Raw genomic sequence first — 15,216 nt, forward strand, 5'->3', positions numbered from 1 at the left:
TCACCTGTACTGAATGCGCGGGTCAAGTGCGGCGTAGCTGAGGTCAACCAGCAGGTTCACGAGGCTGACCACCAGTGCGGCGAAAATCACGCCACCCTGGATCACGGGGTAGTCACGCTGGCTGATGGCCTCATATACCCATGACCCGATGCCCGGCCACGAGAAAATGGTTTCCGTCAGGACAGCGCCACCCAGCAGGGCCCCGGCCTGTAGCCCGATCACGGTGACCACGGGCAGCATCGCGTTGCGCAGCGCATGTTTCAGGGTGACGCTGCGCCCGGTCAGGCCCTTGGCTCGGGCGGTACGCACGTAGTCCTGCCCCAGCACGTCCAGCATGCTGCTACGGGTAATCCGCGCGATGATCGCCAGCGGGATGCTGCCCAGCGCGATGGCCGGCAGGATCAGGTGGCGCACGGCGTCCCAGGCCGCCGCTGGTTGTCCACGCAGCAGGGCATCAAGGACATAAAATCCAGTGAGCGGCTCTAGCGTGGATTCGTTGCCCAGTCGGGCGCTCGGAGGCAGCCAGCCCAGCTTCACCGCAAAGTAGTATGAGAGCAGCAGGCCCAGCCAGAACACCGGCATGCTGACCCCCACCAGACTGATGGTGGTGGCCAGGTTGTCCCACATACTGTTGCGCCGCAACGCCGCGATGATGCCCGCGGGCAGGCCGATCAGGAGGGCGAAGGCCAGGGCCGCCAGGCTCAGCTCTGCCGTGGCCGGAAAGCGGGAGCGCAACTCGTCCCATACCGGGATATTGCTCTTGATGCCGCTGCCCAGATCACCCTGCAGCAGGGCCTGGATGTACTTGGGGTACTGGGCGTCAAGCGGATTGTCCGGGTTGAAGAACCACGGTTTGTTCAGGCCCAGCTGCTCGCGCAGGGCGGCAGCGGCTGCGGGGGTGGCGCGCTCACCCAGCAGTGCGGTGGCGGGGTCACCGGGAATCGATCGCACGAACACGAACACCACCAGGCTGATGCCCAGCATGACCACCAGGGTCCTCAACAGGCGCCGGATCAGATAACTGCCCAAAATAGGACCTCCTTGGGAAACAGGTCAGAGCGTTCCGGGGGCTCAAGGTCAGGCGGGGCGGGCCGCTTCCAGCTGGCCCGTCCCGCCACATCCACTGTCTGGAACCCGACTTCCCGGCATACGGAGGTCATGCCCGTTCCGGTAAAGGCGGGTGGCTCCTTACTTCTTGCCGATCAGGCTGATCTTGTTGAACGCTTCGCTGCCCAGGGGGCTGGGTGCCCAGCCCTTCACATAGGTGCGCCGGGCAGCCAGCGGGTTGCTGTGGACCATCGGCACACGGTAGGCGGCCTTGTAGGTGATCTCGTGAATCTGCGAGTAGATCTTGGCCTTCTCGGCCTTGCCGACAGCCGCACGGCCCTTCTCGAGCAGTGTCTGGAGTTCGGGTGGGTTCCAGTTGATGTCGCTGCTGCCGTTGGGACCATAGTAGGCACCGTAGAAGTTGTCCGGGTCACCGTAGTCACCGGTCCAGCCGATCATGTACATGTCAAAGCCGGGTTCCTTGTTGCGGTCTTCCAGGTACTTGGCCCAGTCCTCGGTCTTCAGGTTAACCTTCACGCCGATGGCACTCAGGTCGGCAGCAATGGCCTCAGCGATGGGTTTGGGGGTCGGGAAGTACGGACGGCTGACGGGCATGTACCACAGGTCGATGGTAAAGCCGTTGGGGTAACCGGCGTCGGCCAGCATTTTCTTGGCGGCGGCGGGGTCGTACTTGTAATCGGCCGGCACATTCTTGCTGTTGGACCAGGCCAGCACCGGGGGCACGAAGCTGGCGTTGCTGATACCCAGACCGTTCCAGAAGGCCTGTGCAATCTCTTTCTTGTTGATGGCCATGCTGATCGCCTGACGAACCTTGTCGTTCTTCAGATACTGGTTCTTGTTGTTCATGGTCACGAAGCCCACGTTGAAGCTGGGTTTCTTGATGGCCACAAGGTTGCGGTCAGCAGTGACGGCACGGAGGCTGTCGGGCGTGAGGTCGCTGGTGAAGTCGATGGTGCCGGCCTTCAGTTCGTTCAGGCGCTGCGAGGCATCCTTGATGGCACGAATGACCAGGCTGTCCACGCGGGCCTTGGGCCCCCAGTAGTTCTTGTTGGGCGTGAGCGTCACGCGGTCGCCGGTACGCCAGCTCTGGAAGATGAATGGGCCGGTACCGATGGGCTTGCTGGCAGGCGTCCCGTACTTGGCGCCGTCCTTGCGGATGGCCGTGGGGCTGGCAATTCCGAAGTAACCGGAGCCGATCACGTCGGGGAATACGCTGCTGGACTTGTTGAGGTCGAAGCGCACGGTGGAGTCGTTGACCTTGACGATGTTCTTGATGACGGCCGTGGCGTCACCCTTGTAGCCGCCGAGCAGGTCGCCCACAATCTCGAAGGTGCGCCCCTGGTCACGGAAGCCGTAGGGATGTGACTTGTCCCACCAGCGACTGACGTTGAAGACCACGGCGTCGGCGTTGAAAGGCGTACCGTCGTGGAACTTGACATTCTTGCGCAGGGTGAAGGTCCACTGGGTGGCGTTGGCGTTGCTCTTCCAGCTGGTGGCCAGGCCGGGTTCGGTGTCGGTGGTGCCGTCCTTGAAGTGCACCAGGGTGTCATAGACCTGACGCTGAACCAGAATGCTGATGCCGTCGGTAATGTTGCCGGGTTCCAGGCTTACGGGGTCGCCGTTGGCGCCGTACACCAGGGTGGCGGCGGTGGCCGAGGGAAGGGTGGCGAGCAGGGCGGTAAGAAGCACTTTCTTCATGGAGCCTCCGGTAGGGTCAGGGCACCCTGAATGAGTGCACCGTGACCGTGGGTTTACCAAGTTGATGTGCGCCCAGCCTAGGCGGGAAGGCTGAGGGTGTCAACCGGTCGTGACAACCGGTGCTCAGCGGCCGCCGATCAGGGTGAGCCCCAGCAGCGTCGGATTGGCACCTTTGCCCGCACTGACCAGCTTCACGCTCTGAATGGTCACGCCGGGCTTGGGATTGGGCCACTCCAGCAGTGTGACATTGACGTCGAGCCCGTCACGGGTCTGGCCGCTCCAGGCTGGAGCGGTGACCATGCTGCTGGGCAGGGTGTCGGTCCAGGCGCGCAGATGGCGTCCGTATTCCAGCGGCACGCTCAACGTGGTGCCGTCGGCATACCTGACCTCATACCTGCCGACCGGGTCACGGTTGGTCGGCGCTGGCCAGCCGGTGGTGTGCAGAAACACCAGGGCATCGGCCTTGCGTCCCAGATCGACGGTCGCCTGTTCGGGCAGCCCCCTCGCAGCGGCCCGGTCACCCCGCAGCATCACGGCGCCGCTGACGTTGAAACGGTAGCCGCCCAGCACCACATTGCCGGTGGGTAGCCGGCTCAGGTCTGTTTCCGCGCCCTTGCCGATCCAGCCTTTGCCGTCTGCGTCCGTCAGCTTGCGGGTGACCAGCGGACTCAGGTTGACCAGGACGCCGGCGGCCTGACCGAAGCGCTGCGGTTGATACAGCGCCCGGTAGGCGCTGGCGGCATCTTTCAGGGCAGGTGCCGAGGGGTTCCAGAAGCTGGCTCCAGCGCGGACCAGCGCCACACCCTGCTCCGCCATGCCGTCCCAGACGCTGGGATTGCCGAAGTATCCGGACCAGCGGGTCTGGATCATGCCGCTGGCGCCGGCCTTGGCTGCTGCTTTGGCCATGTCCTCGGGGTTGCCTTCCTCGTACCAGGAAGCACCCAGTACCGGGAAGCCCAGCGCCCTGATGCGCTCCAGCATGCCGGTGTTGGCGTCGGCGGTGTAGTTCCAGTAGGCGACCTGAATATCCTTGGGCAGCTTGGCGGGCAGGGTCGCGATCACGCTATCGCTGAAGGCCGCGTCATGCCAGATCATGGTGCCCACACCGCGCGATTTCAGAAATCCGTGAATCTTGACCGTGTCGTCCACAAACAGCTTCTCGAAGCCGGCCGCCTTACCGTTGGCGCGCGCCGGGAACCGGTCGCGGTTGCGCACCTCGTCGTGGCCGATGTGGATGACCTTGGGCCCGAACACGTCGATCATTTCGCTCAGGACCGGAAAGACCACCCGGTCGTAGGTCTGCGGGTTCAGCGTGTCATAGGCGTAGGGCTGCTGTGAGTCCGGATCCTGCACCAGATCCCTGTTGCGCCCGCCATGAAACATCCAGCCGGCGTGCCCCAGCGTTTCGAGCAGTGGGATGACCTCCAGGCCGTGTTCACGTGCCAGCCGCGCTACACGCGCTGCCTCCGCCTTGGTGGCGCCGCCCGCATGAACCCAGCCGCCGGCTTTGGCAGCGTCCCACTGCACGTAGTTGCTCATGACGAGCACGGTGTTGAACTTCAGCCGGGCCAGCAGCGGGATCAGGCGGTCGTTGACCGGCTGGCTGGTGGAGTCCAGGTACAGCATCGCCACCCGCTGTTTCAGGGCCGGGGCGTCCTGGATGCGGGCGTAACGCAGCCCCTGCGGAGTCAGTAGACCGGCCAGGGTCTGCGCGCCGTAGTACGCCCCCTGGGCGTCGGCCCCCACCACGTGGGCACCGCTGGCGTCCACCCACAGGGCGTAGCCCTCGGGGGCCTCGGTGTACAGGCCGGCCGCCCGTGCCTTCGCCGCCAGGGCCGGATCCTGCCGGGTACCGATGACGATCGGTGTCCTGCCACCCTCGGCCAGGCTGGCTCCCAGCTGGGATTGCCAGGCCGCGCGCAGGTCGCGGGCTACCCACCCCAGCTGAGGCGCGTTGCCAGAAAGCTGGAGGCCCAGTCCGGAGAGGGCCAGGGTGCCGGCCGGAAATTCAGCTTTCTGTGGTGTCGGGATCAGGGAGGGACGGGCCGCCACGGTGCGTGCGTCAGGGACCGATGTCACGCTGACGGCGACCCCGGAGGCGGCACCGAGCAGCGCCGAGCCCAGCAGGCAGGCACCCAGCAGGAGCAGGGTGGTGCGCCGTACGCCAGAGGCATGTGAACGCAAGGGGATGGAAACACAGCTGGAAGGAAGGCGCATAGGTCAGAAACTCCTTTCGGGCAAGAGGCACGTGAAGGCATGGGGTTGAGACTGGGAGAAGTATGCCCACCCGACATGAAAATGACCATGAAAAAAGCCAGGAGGAATGGCTGCCATGCCATTCCTCCTGAACCTCACGCCTGAATTACAGGCTGGCGTTCCAGGCTTTCACAATGTCGTCGAGCGCCGCCTTGACACTCTTCTGCCCGGCCATCGCGGACTCGATGTTGTCCTTGAAGACCTTGTTGAGCTTGCTGGCATCCGGGTAGACCAGTGTCAGGTCGCGGGCTTTTTTCAGCAGGGTGCTGGAGACCAGCTTGCCCTGCTCCACAGCGCCCGAGCCGCCCTGCTTGAAGAATTTGTCGGTGCTGGCCTTCACGGTAGAAGGGAAGGTGGTCTTGGTGACCTTGGAGAACGCCAGCTGGTTGACGTCGTTGGTCAGGAACAGCGCCAGCTTCTGGGCCAGGGCCTTGTCCTTGACGCCCTTGGGCACGGTAAAGCCCATCAGCGGCGTGTGAATGACGTTGCCGGCGATGTTGATGGGGTAGGGCGCCACGCGGGTGACGTCATAGATGGCCTTGTTGTCGTTCTGCACGCGCAGGATGAACTGCGGGCCGGTGATCAGCATGGCCAGCTTGCCGGCCGAGTACAGCTCGGTGGCGGCCGTAAAGCCGCGGCGCATGGTGTCTTCGGGGATATAGCCCTTGCGGTACAGGTCCACGTAGCTCTGGACCAGCTTGACGTGCTCGGGGCTGTTGAACACGGCCCTGCCGCCCGACTTATCCAGCACCGGCAGCCCGGCTTCCTGGAACAGGTACAGCATGTTGATGCCGTTGATGTTGGGCATGAAGCCGTACATGCCGGTCTTGTCCTTGATCTGCCTGGCTGCCGCCATCAGAGTCTGGATGGTGCGCGGGGGGTTGGCGGGGTCCAGACCAGCCTTGCGGAAGATGTCGGCGTTGTAGGCCACGACCTTGGGAGCCCAGTACCACGGCACGCCCATGACCTTGTTGTCATAGGTGAAGGTGTCGAGCGGAGAAGCGAAGTACAGCTTCTTCTGGGCGGCGGTGAGGCTCAGCGGTTCAATCGCTCCCTGCTGCACCAGTTTGACCGTCATGTCCGAAGACAGGTTGACAGCTGCCGGGGGCCGGCCCGAGGCCACAGCGGCGAGCAGTTTCTGCTCCATGGCGTTGGCGGGCACATCGACCCACTTGAGCTCGACGTTCGGGTTTTCCTTCTCGAACTGCTGGACCAGACGGTTCATCTCGTCGTTGAACAGCGGAGCCAGGCTGATGGTCCAGAACTCCAGTTGCGTCTTCTGGGCGCTGGCGGTCCCCACGGCGAGCAGGGCGGCGGTCAGGGCAAGTGTTTTCATGCGGACTCCTTGAAAAATTTGGGCCTCTCAAAAAAGGCCGTGCGGGAACTCGGGCAGCACACGAATGGCAGCCGGATGAAGACGGAATAAATGAGCTGCACAGACTGTAGCGCCTGAATCCAGCCTCTGTCTGAGAGAAATTGCCGCATTCTCACCTGTGGGCCCACTCCTCAGGTAGAAACGCTCCAGCTGGGCAGAATGCGTTTAGGCTGTCGGGCGTGACCCAAGCTGACCTACTGCCCGGCGCCCTGGCGATGGTGGATATCCCTGGACCCACCCTGGACCCTGAAACTGCTGATTTCCTGCGGCGCTACGGGGTGCGGAGTGTCTGTCTGTTTGGCAAGAACATTCAATCCGAGACCCAGCTGCGCGCCCTGTGCCGCGACCTGAGAGACCTCATGGGCGAGCACGCCCTGATTGCTCTGGACCACGAGGGGGGCGCCATTCTGCGTCCGGACTTCTGGCCCTTTGCACCCTCGGCCATGGCGCTGGGAGCGGCAGACGATCCGGACCTGACCCGCGACATCAATGCGGCTCTGGCACGGCAGCTGCGCAGCTTGGGGATCAACTGGAACTTTGCGCCGGTGCTGGACGTCAACGTGAACCCGGGCAACCCGGTGATCGGTGAGCGGGCCTATGGGGCAGATCCGGCGCTGGTGACCCGGCACGGTCAGGCTGCGCTGGCCGGGCACGCTGCTGCGGGCGTTGCGGCCTGTGTCAAGCACTTCCCGGGGCATGGCGACACCCACCTGGACAGCCATCTCGCCCTGCCCACAGTGCGCAAGACCCGCGCAGAGCTCGAACAGGGTGAGTTTTTGCCCTTCAGGAGATTGCTGGACGAGTCGCCGGCGGTCATGACCGCGCACATCGTCTATCCGGAGCTCGACCCGGTTCACCCGGCCACCCTCAGCCGGGCAGTGCTTCACAGTCTGATTCGTCAGGAATGGGGCTACCAGGGGGTGATCGTGACCGACAGCATGGGCATGCAGGCCATCGACGCGAACTACGGCCGGGGCGAGGCGGCCGTGCTGGCGCTTCAAGCTGGTGCGGACCTGGTGATGGCCCTGGGACGCCGTGAGGTCCAGGAGGCCACGCTGCAGGCCATCGCAACTGCCATGAAACACGAGCTGAACTTCCAGGAGGTGCAGGCCAGCCTGGACCGACTGGAAACCCTGGCACGCCGGTATCCGGCTCAGGCGGACGAGAGTTTGGCTGCGGCAGATGATGCGGGCCTCCTTGGAGAGGCCTGGGCACGGGGGCTGACGGCTTACGGCAATCCCAAGGCGCCCGCGCGTGGCTCACGGGTCCTGCTGGTCGCCCACCGCACTCCCGAGCGTGAAAATGTCAGCGAGGCCGCCGCCGACGCCGAGACCCTGGCCCGCGAGCTTGGGGCCGTGTACGAGGTGGAACTCGCTCCTTTCCAGTCGCCCGATGAACTCGACTGGACTGCCCTGCGGGCAAGAGGCCTTCCGGTGATCCTGGCCACCACGGCCCGCCATCGCCACGCCGCGCTGAGGGACGCTCGCCCGGATCTCCACCTGGCCCTGTACAACCCCTACGCCGTGCTGGATGTGGACGCCCCGGCCATCGTGACCTATGGCTTCCGTCCCGAGGCCCGCGCCGCTGTGCTGGCGTGGCTCCTGGGAGAGTTGACCCCGGCCGGCCGCCTGCCTTTTCAGGCCTGAAAGGACTGGCCTGAACCGAACAGGGGCACACCGGGCGACCAGGCCCGGTGTGCCCCTGTTTCAGAAGTTCACCGCTCCCAGGGCCATGCCCCGGCCGCCGCCGCGATCCCCAGCGCCCGTGGTCCGGTGTGGATGTTCAGCACCGGGTTGACCGGCGCGAAATCGGACCTGATGATCGGGTGCCGGCCACGCAGAATCTCCAGGGCAGTGTCGGCATCCTCGCGCACGCTACCGTACAGCAGGCCCAGGCGCAGGGGTGCCCCTTCGCCGTATTTCTGGGTGACCTGGGCAGCCACGGCGTCGATGGCGCTGCGGTAGGTGCGCGCCCGACCCACGTTGGTGTACTGGCCAGTGCTCTTATCAACCGTGATGACCGGCTTCAGGTTGAGCAGGCCCCCCAGCGTGGCCTGGACCCGACCGATGCGCCCGCCACGGCGCAGGTATTCGAGCGTCTCGATGGTGAAGTACAGCTCCGTTTCCTGGTGAACCGTCTGCATCCAGGCCAGGGCGGTCTCGACACTCTCACTGCGCTGCGCCGCCGTGCTGGCCGCATGGACCTGAAAAGCCTGGGCAGCGCTTAAGGTGCCGCTGTCGTGGATGTGCCAGGTCAGCTCAGGGTTCATGCTGCGCGCCTGCTCGGCGGCGTTCCGGCTGCCACTGAGCCCCGCGCTGATGGTCACGGCCAGGACCTGCTTGGCCCCGCTCTGCTGGGCGGCCGTCACCCAGTCCTGCGGCGTGGGCTGGCTGCTGGTGGGATGCACAGGATTGGTGCGCAGCTGCTCGTACAGGCCCTCGCGTGTGATCTCGTCCATGCGGAACGTCGTGGAGCCAAAATTCAGGGCGAAGGGCGCGACCGGAACCGCGTTCTGCAGGCTGGAAAACGCGTCGAGGCCGCCGTCGGTGATGACACTGAAAGGGGAATGGGTCATTTGATCTCCTGTGCGTTCATGCGCTCGATAAGTTGCAGGGCCGCCGAGTGGTCTTCGTTCTCGCCGATGATCTGTGCTGCTGCCCGGTACAGTCCCAGCGTCTGTGCCAGCACCGGGGCACTGCCCTTGACGCTTTCGACCACGTCCAGCGCAATGCCCGCATCCTTGGCCAGCAGGCCCAGCGTAAAGGTCACCGGAAACTCCCGGGTCAGCACCCGCTGTCCGATCAGGTTCTCGCTGGCGTTGCTGCGGCCGCTGCTGGCATTGATCACTTCCAGCGCCGCCCCCACGTTGACGCCGTGACGGCCCAGGACCGCCAGGCCTTCACCGGCCGCCCACAGGTTGACGGCCAACAGCACGTTGTTAATTGCTTTGACAGCAAAGCCCGCGCCGGTGTTACCCACGTGGATCACCTTGCCTGCAAATGCCAGCTGGGTGCGGACGCTGTCCACCTCAGCTGTCGGGCCGCCCACCATGACCGTCAGCGTCCCGGCCTGGGCCCCGCTGGTGCCGCCGCTGACAGGAGCGTCCAGGAACGACACTCCACGGGCTGACAGATGTTCACGCTGCCGCCGGGCAGAGTCGGGATGTCCGCTGGTACAGTCCACCCACACGGTGCCGGGACGAAGATGGGCGCCCATGTGGTCAATAACCTCATCCACCTGGGCGCTGGTCGGCAGGCAGCTGAACAGCACCTCGGCCTGAGCGCAGTCCTGGAGGTCGGCCGCCGTGGTCCCGTACTGCGCCGCGTGCGCCACGGCACGTTCCCGGGTGCGGTTCCAGACCAGTGCCCGGCCCCCGGTGGCCTGCGCGTGCCGCGCGAGGTGCGCCGCCATCGGGAAGCCCATGGCCCCCAGGCCGATGAATGCAGTGGTGATCGTCATGTTGAGTCCAGGCTAGTTCAGGCGGCCGGTGGCCGGGAGAACTATGAACCGGGTTTAATCTTGAGACGTGCGGGTGTCGCCTGCCGGCAGCTGTAGTTCCGGTCCTGCGCCGCCGAAGCGTTCGCGCAGAAAGCGGCCCTGGGTCAGCAGGCGGTCCGCCGCCGCATGGTCATGGCGCAGGGCCTCCCGGACCCCGTCTTCCATCAGGGACAGCTGCTCTTCGAGGAGCCGTTCGGGAGGCTGACCCTGGGCGCTCAGGGCCGCGCGGGCTCCGTCGGTCAGGGCCTGATACGCCTGCAGGGTATCGGGCAGATATGCCACCCGGGTCTGGGCCAGCAGGTAACCGGTGCGCGCGTCGGCGCTGCTGCCTTCCAGCCGCTGGGCATCGGAGATGACGCACAGCAGGGTCCAGGCGCGGCTGCGGGCGGGCTCTGGCAGGTTCAGGATCAGCGTTTCCACCCCGTGCCGTGTCGGGGTAGGTGCACTCAGCGCTTCCGCGTCTGGTGGGGGCAGCGCTGCGGCACGCCGGCTGGCCTTGGTGGTGTTGTCGACATACGTGATCAGCGCGATCCCGCTGAAAATCACGATCAGGATCAGGACGGCCATCATGACACGATGCTACCCCGCCTTAGTTGGACGTTTTTGTGGTGGCGGCGCTGAGGGATTTCAGATCCAGCAGGAAGTTCCCATCCGCCGGCAGCATCACCGTGTTGATCCCGGGTGACAGTTTTTCGGCGACCGTCAGCTGGATCAGCTGGGGGTTTTCACGCAGGGCGCGCCCACGCAGCGACAGCGCCTGTGCCTCGCCGCGGGCCTTGGCCACAGCGGCCTTGGCAGCGCCCTCAGCCTCCACTACGGCGCGCTGGGCACTGATGTTGGCCTGCTGCAGGCGGTTTTTCTCGACTGCCACCTGCTGCTCGGCCGTCTGCTTCTGCTCGATAGCCTTGGCCACACTCTCGGGAATCCGCAGTTCACGCAGTAGCACGCTGTCGAGCAGCAGATTGTTTTTTTCGAAGATTTCGGTCAAGGAGCGGGTGATGCTCGCCTCCACTTCCTGACGCTGAGTGCTGATCAGGTCGGCGGCGTTGAACTGCCCGATCGCGTCGCGAACCTTGCTGCGCACCTGCGGCCTGACCACCGTCACCATGTAGTTACGGCCCAGTTCCTTATGCATGATGGCCGCCTTGGTCCGGTCGATGCGGAAGTTGACGGTCACATCGGCCGTGATGTCCAGACCTTCTTTGCTGCGCGCCCGGATGGCACCTTCATCGCCGTCATTGACTCCGTGGGCCAGGGTGATTTCCTGCAGCCGGCCGTCATACAGGTTGACCCGGTCTACAAAAGGCACCACGAAATGCACTCCTTCCTGCAGAGGCTGGGGCTTGACGCCGCTCAGGGCGCTGAAAACCACCCCCACGTAACCTGCCGGAATCACCTTGATGCCCTGGGCCAGCAGCAGTCCGGCCAGAACCACACCTCCAATGGCCAAGGCCCTGCGGCTGGACCCCGGCCTGGGAAGAGGCATGGAGTTTAAGGCGGTTCGGGGCTGACTCGGTGCGCTGTCACTCATGCTTTTAGGTACGCGTTCAGGGGTCGTGGAGTTGCCTGTCAGGGCTGGGCACCGTCCACATACATCCAGCGGCCTTCCACCTGCGTAAAGGTGCTGCGTTCACGCAGGTGCGTCCGCTGTCCATCAGGGAGCCGCACGCTGGCCGTAAACGTCACCTCGTTGCCCACGGCACTGTGTACCTTCAGACCCAGATACCGGGTGCCGTCGTGCAGGTCGAGGTCTCCGGGTCGGGTCTCCGGGTGCCAGGTGTCCCGCACAAACGTCTCGTACTGAAGGGCGTAGGCGCTGTAGCGCGCACGCATCAATGCCTCGGGGCTGGGAGGTGCGGCGCTTCCGCTGTGAAATGCGCCGCAGCATTGCGAGTAGCTTCGCCCGGAGCCGCATGGGCAGGGTTTGAGCGGGGGATATGCCAGGGCCATGGCCGCAAGGTAGCGCCCGCCGCGCCCGGATCAGGCGAAACCTTCACGGCATAATGCGCAGTGCATGAGCGGCACCGAGACCATCACCTCCCTGCAGAATCCGCACGTCAAACGACTGGTGCGCCTTCGCAACCGCCGTGAGCGGGAAGAGCACGGCGTCATTCTGATCGAGGGGGCACGTGAACTGGCCCGGGCCGTCCAGGGGGGCGTGACGCCGCACACGCTTTACAGCTGCCCTGACCTGTACAGCCCGGAGGCGAGCAATCTGGCCGCTACGCTGCCCGGTGACCGGCTGGAGCTTTCACGCGCCGCATTCGAGAAGGTCAGTGGCCGCGAGAACCCCGACGGCCTGCTGGGCGTCGCTCCCATTCCGGCTCCGCGGCTCCCGGAGCCAGACAGTAACGCGGTCCTGGTGGTGTTGCACGGCCTGGAGAAACCCGGCAATGTGGGGGCGATCCTCCGCAGTGCCGACGCGGCCGGCGCGCAGGGTGTGCTGGTGCTGGGGCGGGGCGCCGACCCGTATGGACCCAACGTGATCCGCTCCAGTCAGGGCAGTGTGTTTACCATGCCGGTCGCCGTGCTGGACGAGGACAGTGCGCTGGCGTGGCTGTCGGCGCAGGGTTTTATTACGGTCGCGTGCACGCCGGACGCGCCGCGCACCTACTGGGACGCCACCCTGACCGGACGGATCGCCCTGCTGCTGGGCACCGAGCACGCGGGCCTGCCTGAAAGCTGGCGCCACACCGATCACAGTGTCAGCATTCCGATGCACGAGGGCAGCGGCGCCGACAGCCTGAACGTGGCGACGGCGGCGGCCCTGGTGCTGTTTGAGTGTGCCCGCCAGCGCCGGGCTCGGGAGAACGGAGGCCTGGCATGACTGCCACAGCACGCGACCCCTACCGCGACTGGTTGCGTGCGCGTCTGAGCCCGGAGGTGGGTGCCGCTGCCGCCGAGCAGGTGATCGAGGGGGCTGCGCAGCGCCGGGGCTGGCCTGCCCAGCGGGCGCTGGGGCCTAGGGACGTCGTGGGCGTGCTTCAGGATATCTACGCGATGCTCCGGACCCGGGTAGGGGACACGGCGGCCGAGCACTGGGTCGAAACCACCACCATGGATCTCGCGACCTTCGCCCAATCTGTGCCGGTTCCGAGTCAACCGGTGCGCGGCGAGATTGCGCCGGTCCCCGGCGCAGGCCCGGTCCGCTGGGGCCGCCGGGCACATGACCTCCCGCTGCTGCTGGCCCGGTCTCATGCCGAGATTGCCGGTCGGAGTCTGGAAGCCATCCGGGCCAATCCGGACCTGAGCCCGCTGGAAGACGCAGCCGAATGGGACATGCAGGCTACCCAGGCCGAGGTCCGCCGCTGGGAGACCGAGGAGGTACTGAGCTCGCTGCGCGCTGACCACGCCCGTATGGAAGTCGCCGATCAGGTCGCCGCCGCTGCGGCGCAGGCGGAAGTGCTGCACCTGACGGTCTGGGAGCTCGAACGCGCCGAGGCCCAGGGCCAGCAGGTGGGCCCCAGGCTGGCCCATACCCGGCTGATGAGCCAGCAGACCGACGCTTTCCTCGCGTCGTTCAGTCCCCTGATTCGGCTTGACGATGCCGACACTCCGGTGGTGGTCCCGCAGCTCGATCTGTCCAGCGTCCGCTACTCGCTGGGGGTGCCGCTGCATCCGGCCGTGCTGCGGGCCCGCAGTCAGCTGAACTATGCCCGCTGGCAGGCCGGGGATCAGGCCGATGACGCTCCGGCGGTCCAGCAGGCGCGCGCCGCGCTGGCCCAGGCCGAGCACGAGGCACAGAGTCAGCTGAACGCCACCCTGAGCGCCGCCCGGGGACATCAGCAGGCTCTGGAGCGACTGGCGCGGCAGGTCACGCTGCTCGAAAAGCGCATTCAGTCGCTTCGACAGTCTGGAGGAGACCAGTTCGGCGTAGCTCGCGTGGTTCTCGACTGGCGGCAGACCCGCAGCGCCGCGAGGGTACAGGCCCACCGCCTCCACGAAGCAGCGAGCCTGCTGGGCGCCCTGGTCTCCGACAGCGAGCCGAGCCGGGGGTAGCACCTACCGGTCGGACGGGGGCCCTCCCGGCTCTCCGGGGCCCGGGGGACGCACGATGGTCAACATGTATCGCCCCAGCGCCCGGATCGCTTCGTAAAAGCGGTCGAACTCGACCGGCTTCACCACGTAGCTGGCCGCGTAGGCCTGATACGAACGCAGGACGTCCTCCTCCGCCTGGCTGGTGGTCAGCATGATCACGGGAATGGTCATCAGGTCGGGGTCGCGTTTGAGTTCCTCCAGGACTTCCAGACCATTCATCCGGGGCATATTGATGTCCAGAAGAATGACGTCGGGCCGGGGAATTTTGGGGCGGTCAGGGCAGCACCGGAGCAGTTCGAGGGCCTCCACCCCGTCGCGGGCAATGTGCAGGGTGTTGGCGATCCCTGCCTCGGAGAAGGCCTCGCGGGTCAGATGAATATCTGGCTCGCTGTCCTCGACCAGAAGGATCTCGATCGGGGAAGCGGAAAGTGGAGTGGGGAAGAGCATGGTCATGACATCAGGCCTCGAGGAACAACGCAAAACAGCCCGGAACCACAAGGGAGCCGGGTCGCCGGTCAATTCCTTGTCAAAGTTTCGCGTTCCACCCCATGAATTGACAGGCCGCGTCCTTAAATGTTTCGTATCTGGCCCTTGACGTGCCCTTGAGTTTCCTTCACGCAGGCACCGGACCGGCGTCGCCTGCTAGCCTGATTGAAATGGTGCGCTTCGCATATGTTTCGTGCTCAAGCAGGGGAATCACCGGTTTGTTCTCTCGGCAGCTGAAACGTGCGTTCGTCGCTCTGTGCCTCGCTGCCTGGCCGGTCTATATGGGCGGGTCAAGTTCTGAACGCCACATGGACCGGAAGGCATCCCCGTGAATCTGCTGCAATACCTCCTGCTTGGCGGCACGGCCTTCCGGGACGTGCGGACGCTGCTGCAGGACTTGGGCTGGGACGAAGCCAGCCACGTTCACGACGGGCTGCCGTACACGCTGGCCGATGTGATCGCACATCTGGCCATGACCCAGCGTACAAGCCTTGACCTTACCTCCGGGCGCCGTGAAAGCTGGCCGGAAGACCAGCCAGTCTGGCCGGTATCGGCCCTGAACGAGGCTGACTTCAAGGCTCACCTGATTGAACTGGAACTTGGGCTGTTGCAGGCACAGGCCCTGGCGCAGGACCCCTCCGGGCGGGCACGCGAAATCCTGATGGACCTGGCAGCCCACAGTGCCTATCACTGGGGTCAGGTGGCCCTTCTCAGGCGGCTGGGGGGAAAGTTGCCCGAGCCGGCCCACCAGGACTGAGAGGCTTTGCCCGCCAGTGCTCCACAGTTGCTGGCTTCAG

At 65.3% G+C, this 15,216-nt stretch carries 14 protein-coding genes and 1 pseudogene; 4 read left to right on the forward strand and 11 right to left on the reverse strand.

Annotated elements, in window-relative coordinates:
• From IEY49_RS14160 to IEY49_RS14175, 4 genes are all read right to left on the reverse strand, one after another.
• Complete coding sequence (locus IEY49_RS14160; protein ID WP_189009967.1) at positions 1 to 1,029, reverse strand: ABC transporter permease; 1,029 nt, start codon at positions 1,027 to 1,029, stop codon at positions 1 to 3.
• A 159-nt stretch (positions 1,030 to 1,188) separates the two neighbouring features.
• Complete coding sequence (locus tag IEY49_RS14165; RefSeq protein ID WP_189009968.1) at positions 1,189 to 2,766, reverse strand: ABC transporter substrate-binding protein; 1,578 nt, start codon at positions 2,764 to 2,766, stop codon at positions 1,189 to 1,191.
• Between the two features lie 123 nt (positions 2,767 to 2,889).
• Entirely contained in the window at positions 2,890 to 4,983 is a 2,094-nt protein-coding gene (locus IEY49_RS14170; protein ID WP_189009969.1) for a beta-N-acetylhexosaminidase, read from the reverse strand.
• Positions 4,984 to 5,128: 145 nt separating this feature from the next.
• The gene (locus IEY49_RS14175) at positions 5,129 to 6,358 is read right to left on the reverse strand and encodes an ABC transporter substrate-binding protein (protein WP_189009970.1); all 1,230 of its coding nucleotides are present in this window, start codon (positions 6,356 to 6,358) and stop codon (positions 5,129 to 5,131) included.
• Positions 6,359 to 6,576: 218 nt separating this feature from the next.
• Here IEY49_RS14175 and nagZ point away from each other — a divergent pair, with 218 nt between their 5' ends.
• Positions 6,577 to 8,043, forward strand: a complete 1,467-nt coding sequence (nagZ, locus tag IEY49_RS14180) for a beta-N-acetylhexosaminidase (protein WP_308424663.1) — start codon at positions 6,577 to 6,579, stop codon at positions 8,041 to 8,043.
• 68 nt (positions 8,044 to 8,111) lie between these two features.
• On the opposite strand, the gene IEY49_RS14185 is transcribed toward nagZ, so the two are convergent.
• The 6 genes and pseudogenes from IEY49_RS14185 to IEY49_RS21825 form a co-directional block, all read right to left on the reverse strand.
• Positions 8,112 to 8,972, reverse strand: a complete 861-nt coding sequence (locus IEY49_RS14185) for a DegV family protein (protein WP_189009971.1) — start codon at positions 8,970 to 8,972, stop codon at positions 8,112 to 8,114.
• On the reverse strand, positions 8,969 to 9,856 hold the full coding sequence (locus IEY49_RS14190; protein ID WP_189009972.1) for an NAD(P)-dependent oxidoreductase: 888 nt from the start codon (positions 9,854 to 9,856) through the stop codon (positions 8,969 to 8,971). Before IEY49_RS14190 ends, IEY49_RS14185 begins: the two co-directional genes overlap by 4 nt.
• Positions 9,857 to 9,910: 54 nt before the next feature.
• Positions 9,911 to 10,465, reverse strand: a complete 555-nt coding sequence (locus tag IEY49_RS14195; protein WP_189009973.1) for a hypothetical protein — start codon at positions 10,463 to 10,465, stop codon at positions 9,911 to 9,913.
• Between the two features lie 19 nt (positions 10,466 to 10,484).
• On the reverse strand, positions 10,485 to 11,345 hold the full coding sequence (locus IEY49_RS14200; protein ID WP_229780814.1) for a prohibitin family protein: 861 nt from the start codon (positions 11,343 to 11,345) through the stop codon (positions 10,485 to 10,487).
• Positions 11,346 to 11,464: 119 nt separating this feature from the next.
• Positions 11,465 to 11,731 carry a YchJ family protein gene (locus tag IEY49_RS14205; RefSeq protein ID WP_308424668.1) on the reverse strand — a complete coding sequence of 89 codons (267 nt, stop codon included), beginning with the start codon at positions 11,729 to 11,731 and terminating at the stop codon, positions 11,465 to 11,467.
• A 42-nt stretch (positions 11,732 to 11,773) separates the two neighbouring features.
• Positions 11,774 to 11,845: pseudogene (locus tag IEY49_RS21825) on the reverse strand (SEC-C metal-binding domain-containing protein); the annotation flags it as partial.
• Between the two features lie 64 nt (positions 11,846 to 11,909).
• On the opposite strand from IEY49_RS21825, the gene IEY49_RS14210 reads away from it, so the two are divergent.
• A complete protein-coding gene (locus tag IEY49_RS14210; protein WP_189009979.1) occupies positions 11,910 to 12,722 on the forward strand; it encodes a TrmH family RNA methyltransferase in 813 nt (270 codons plus the stop codon).
• A complete protein-coding gene (locus IEY49_RS14215; RefSeq protein ID WP_189009981.1) occupies positions 12,719 to 13,894 on the forward strand; it encodes a hypothetical protein in 1,176 nt (391 codons plus the stop codon). Before IEY49_RS14210 ends, IEY49_RS14215 begins: the two co-directional genes overlap by 4 nt.
• 3 nt (positions 13,895 to 13,897) lie before the next feature.
• Here the strand turns inward: IEY49_RS14215 and IEY49_RS14220 are convergent, their stop codons facing one another.
• On the reverse strand, positions 13,898 to 14,386 hold the full coding sequence (locus tag IEY49_RS14220) for a response regulator (RefSeq protein ID WP_229780815.1): 489 nt from the start codon (positions 14,384 to 14,386) through the stop codon (positions 13,898 to 13,900).
• Between the two features lie 361 nt (positions 14,387 to 14,747).
• Here IEY49_RS14220 and IEY49_RS14225 point away from each other — a divergent pair, with 361 nt between their 5' ends.
• Positions 14,748 to 15,176 carry a DinB family protein gene (locus IEY49_RS14225; RefSeq protein WP_189009983.1) on the forward strand — a complete coding sequence of 143 codons (429 nt, stop codon included), beginning with the start codon at positions 14,748 to 14,750 and terminating at the stop codon, positions 15,174 to 15,176.
• Positions 15,177 to 15,216 lie beyond the last annotated feature (40 nt).

It is taken from the genome of Deinococcus malanensis, assembly GCF_014647655.1.
Lineage (GTDB): Bacteria > Deinococcota > Deinococci > Deinococcales > Deinococcaceae > Deinococcus > Deinococcus malanensis.

What these genes read in the sequence shown, in the direction of transcription:
- IEY49_RS14220 (WP_229780815.1), bottom strand. Translation starts at nt 14,386, where the DNA reads ATGACCATGCTCTTCCCCACTCCACTTTCCGCTTCCCCGATCGAGATC.
- IEY49_RS14170 (WP_189009969.1), bottom strand. Translation starts at nt 4,983, where the DNA reads ATGCGCCTTCCTTCCAGCTGTGTTTCCATCCCCTTGCGTTCACATGCC.
- IEY49_RS14175 (WP_189009970.1), bottom strand. Translation starts at nt 6,358, where the DNA reads ATGAAAACACTTGCCCTGACCGCCGCCCTGCTCGCCGTGGGGACCGCC.
- IEY49_RS14215 (WP_189009981.1), top strand. Translation starts at nt 12,719, where the DNA reads ATGACTGCCACAGCACGCGACCCCTACCGCGACTGGTTGCGTGCGCGT.
- IEY49_RS14185 (WP_189009971.1), bottom strand. Translation starts at nt 8,972, where the DNA reads ATGACCCATTCCCCTTTCAGTGTCATCACCGACGGCGGCCTCGACGCG.
- IEY49_RS14195 (WP_189009973.1), bottom strand. Translation starts at nt 10,465, where the DNA reads ATGATGGCCGTCCTGATCCTGATCGTGATTTTCAGCGGGATCGCGCTG.
- IEY49_RS14210 (WP_189009979.1), top strand. Translation starts at nt 11,910, where the DNA reads ATGAGCGGCACCGAGACCATCACCTCCCTGCAGAATCCGCACGTCAAA.
- IEY49_RS14190 (WP_189009972.1), bottom strand. Translation starts at nt 9,856, where the DNA reads ATGACGATCACCACTGCATTCATCGGCCTGGGGGCCATGGGCTTCCCG.
- IEY49_RS14165 (WP_189009968.1), bottom strand. Translation starts at nt 2,766, where the DNA reads ATGAAGAAAGTGCTTCTTACCGCCCTGCTCGCCACCCTTCCCTCGGCC.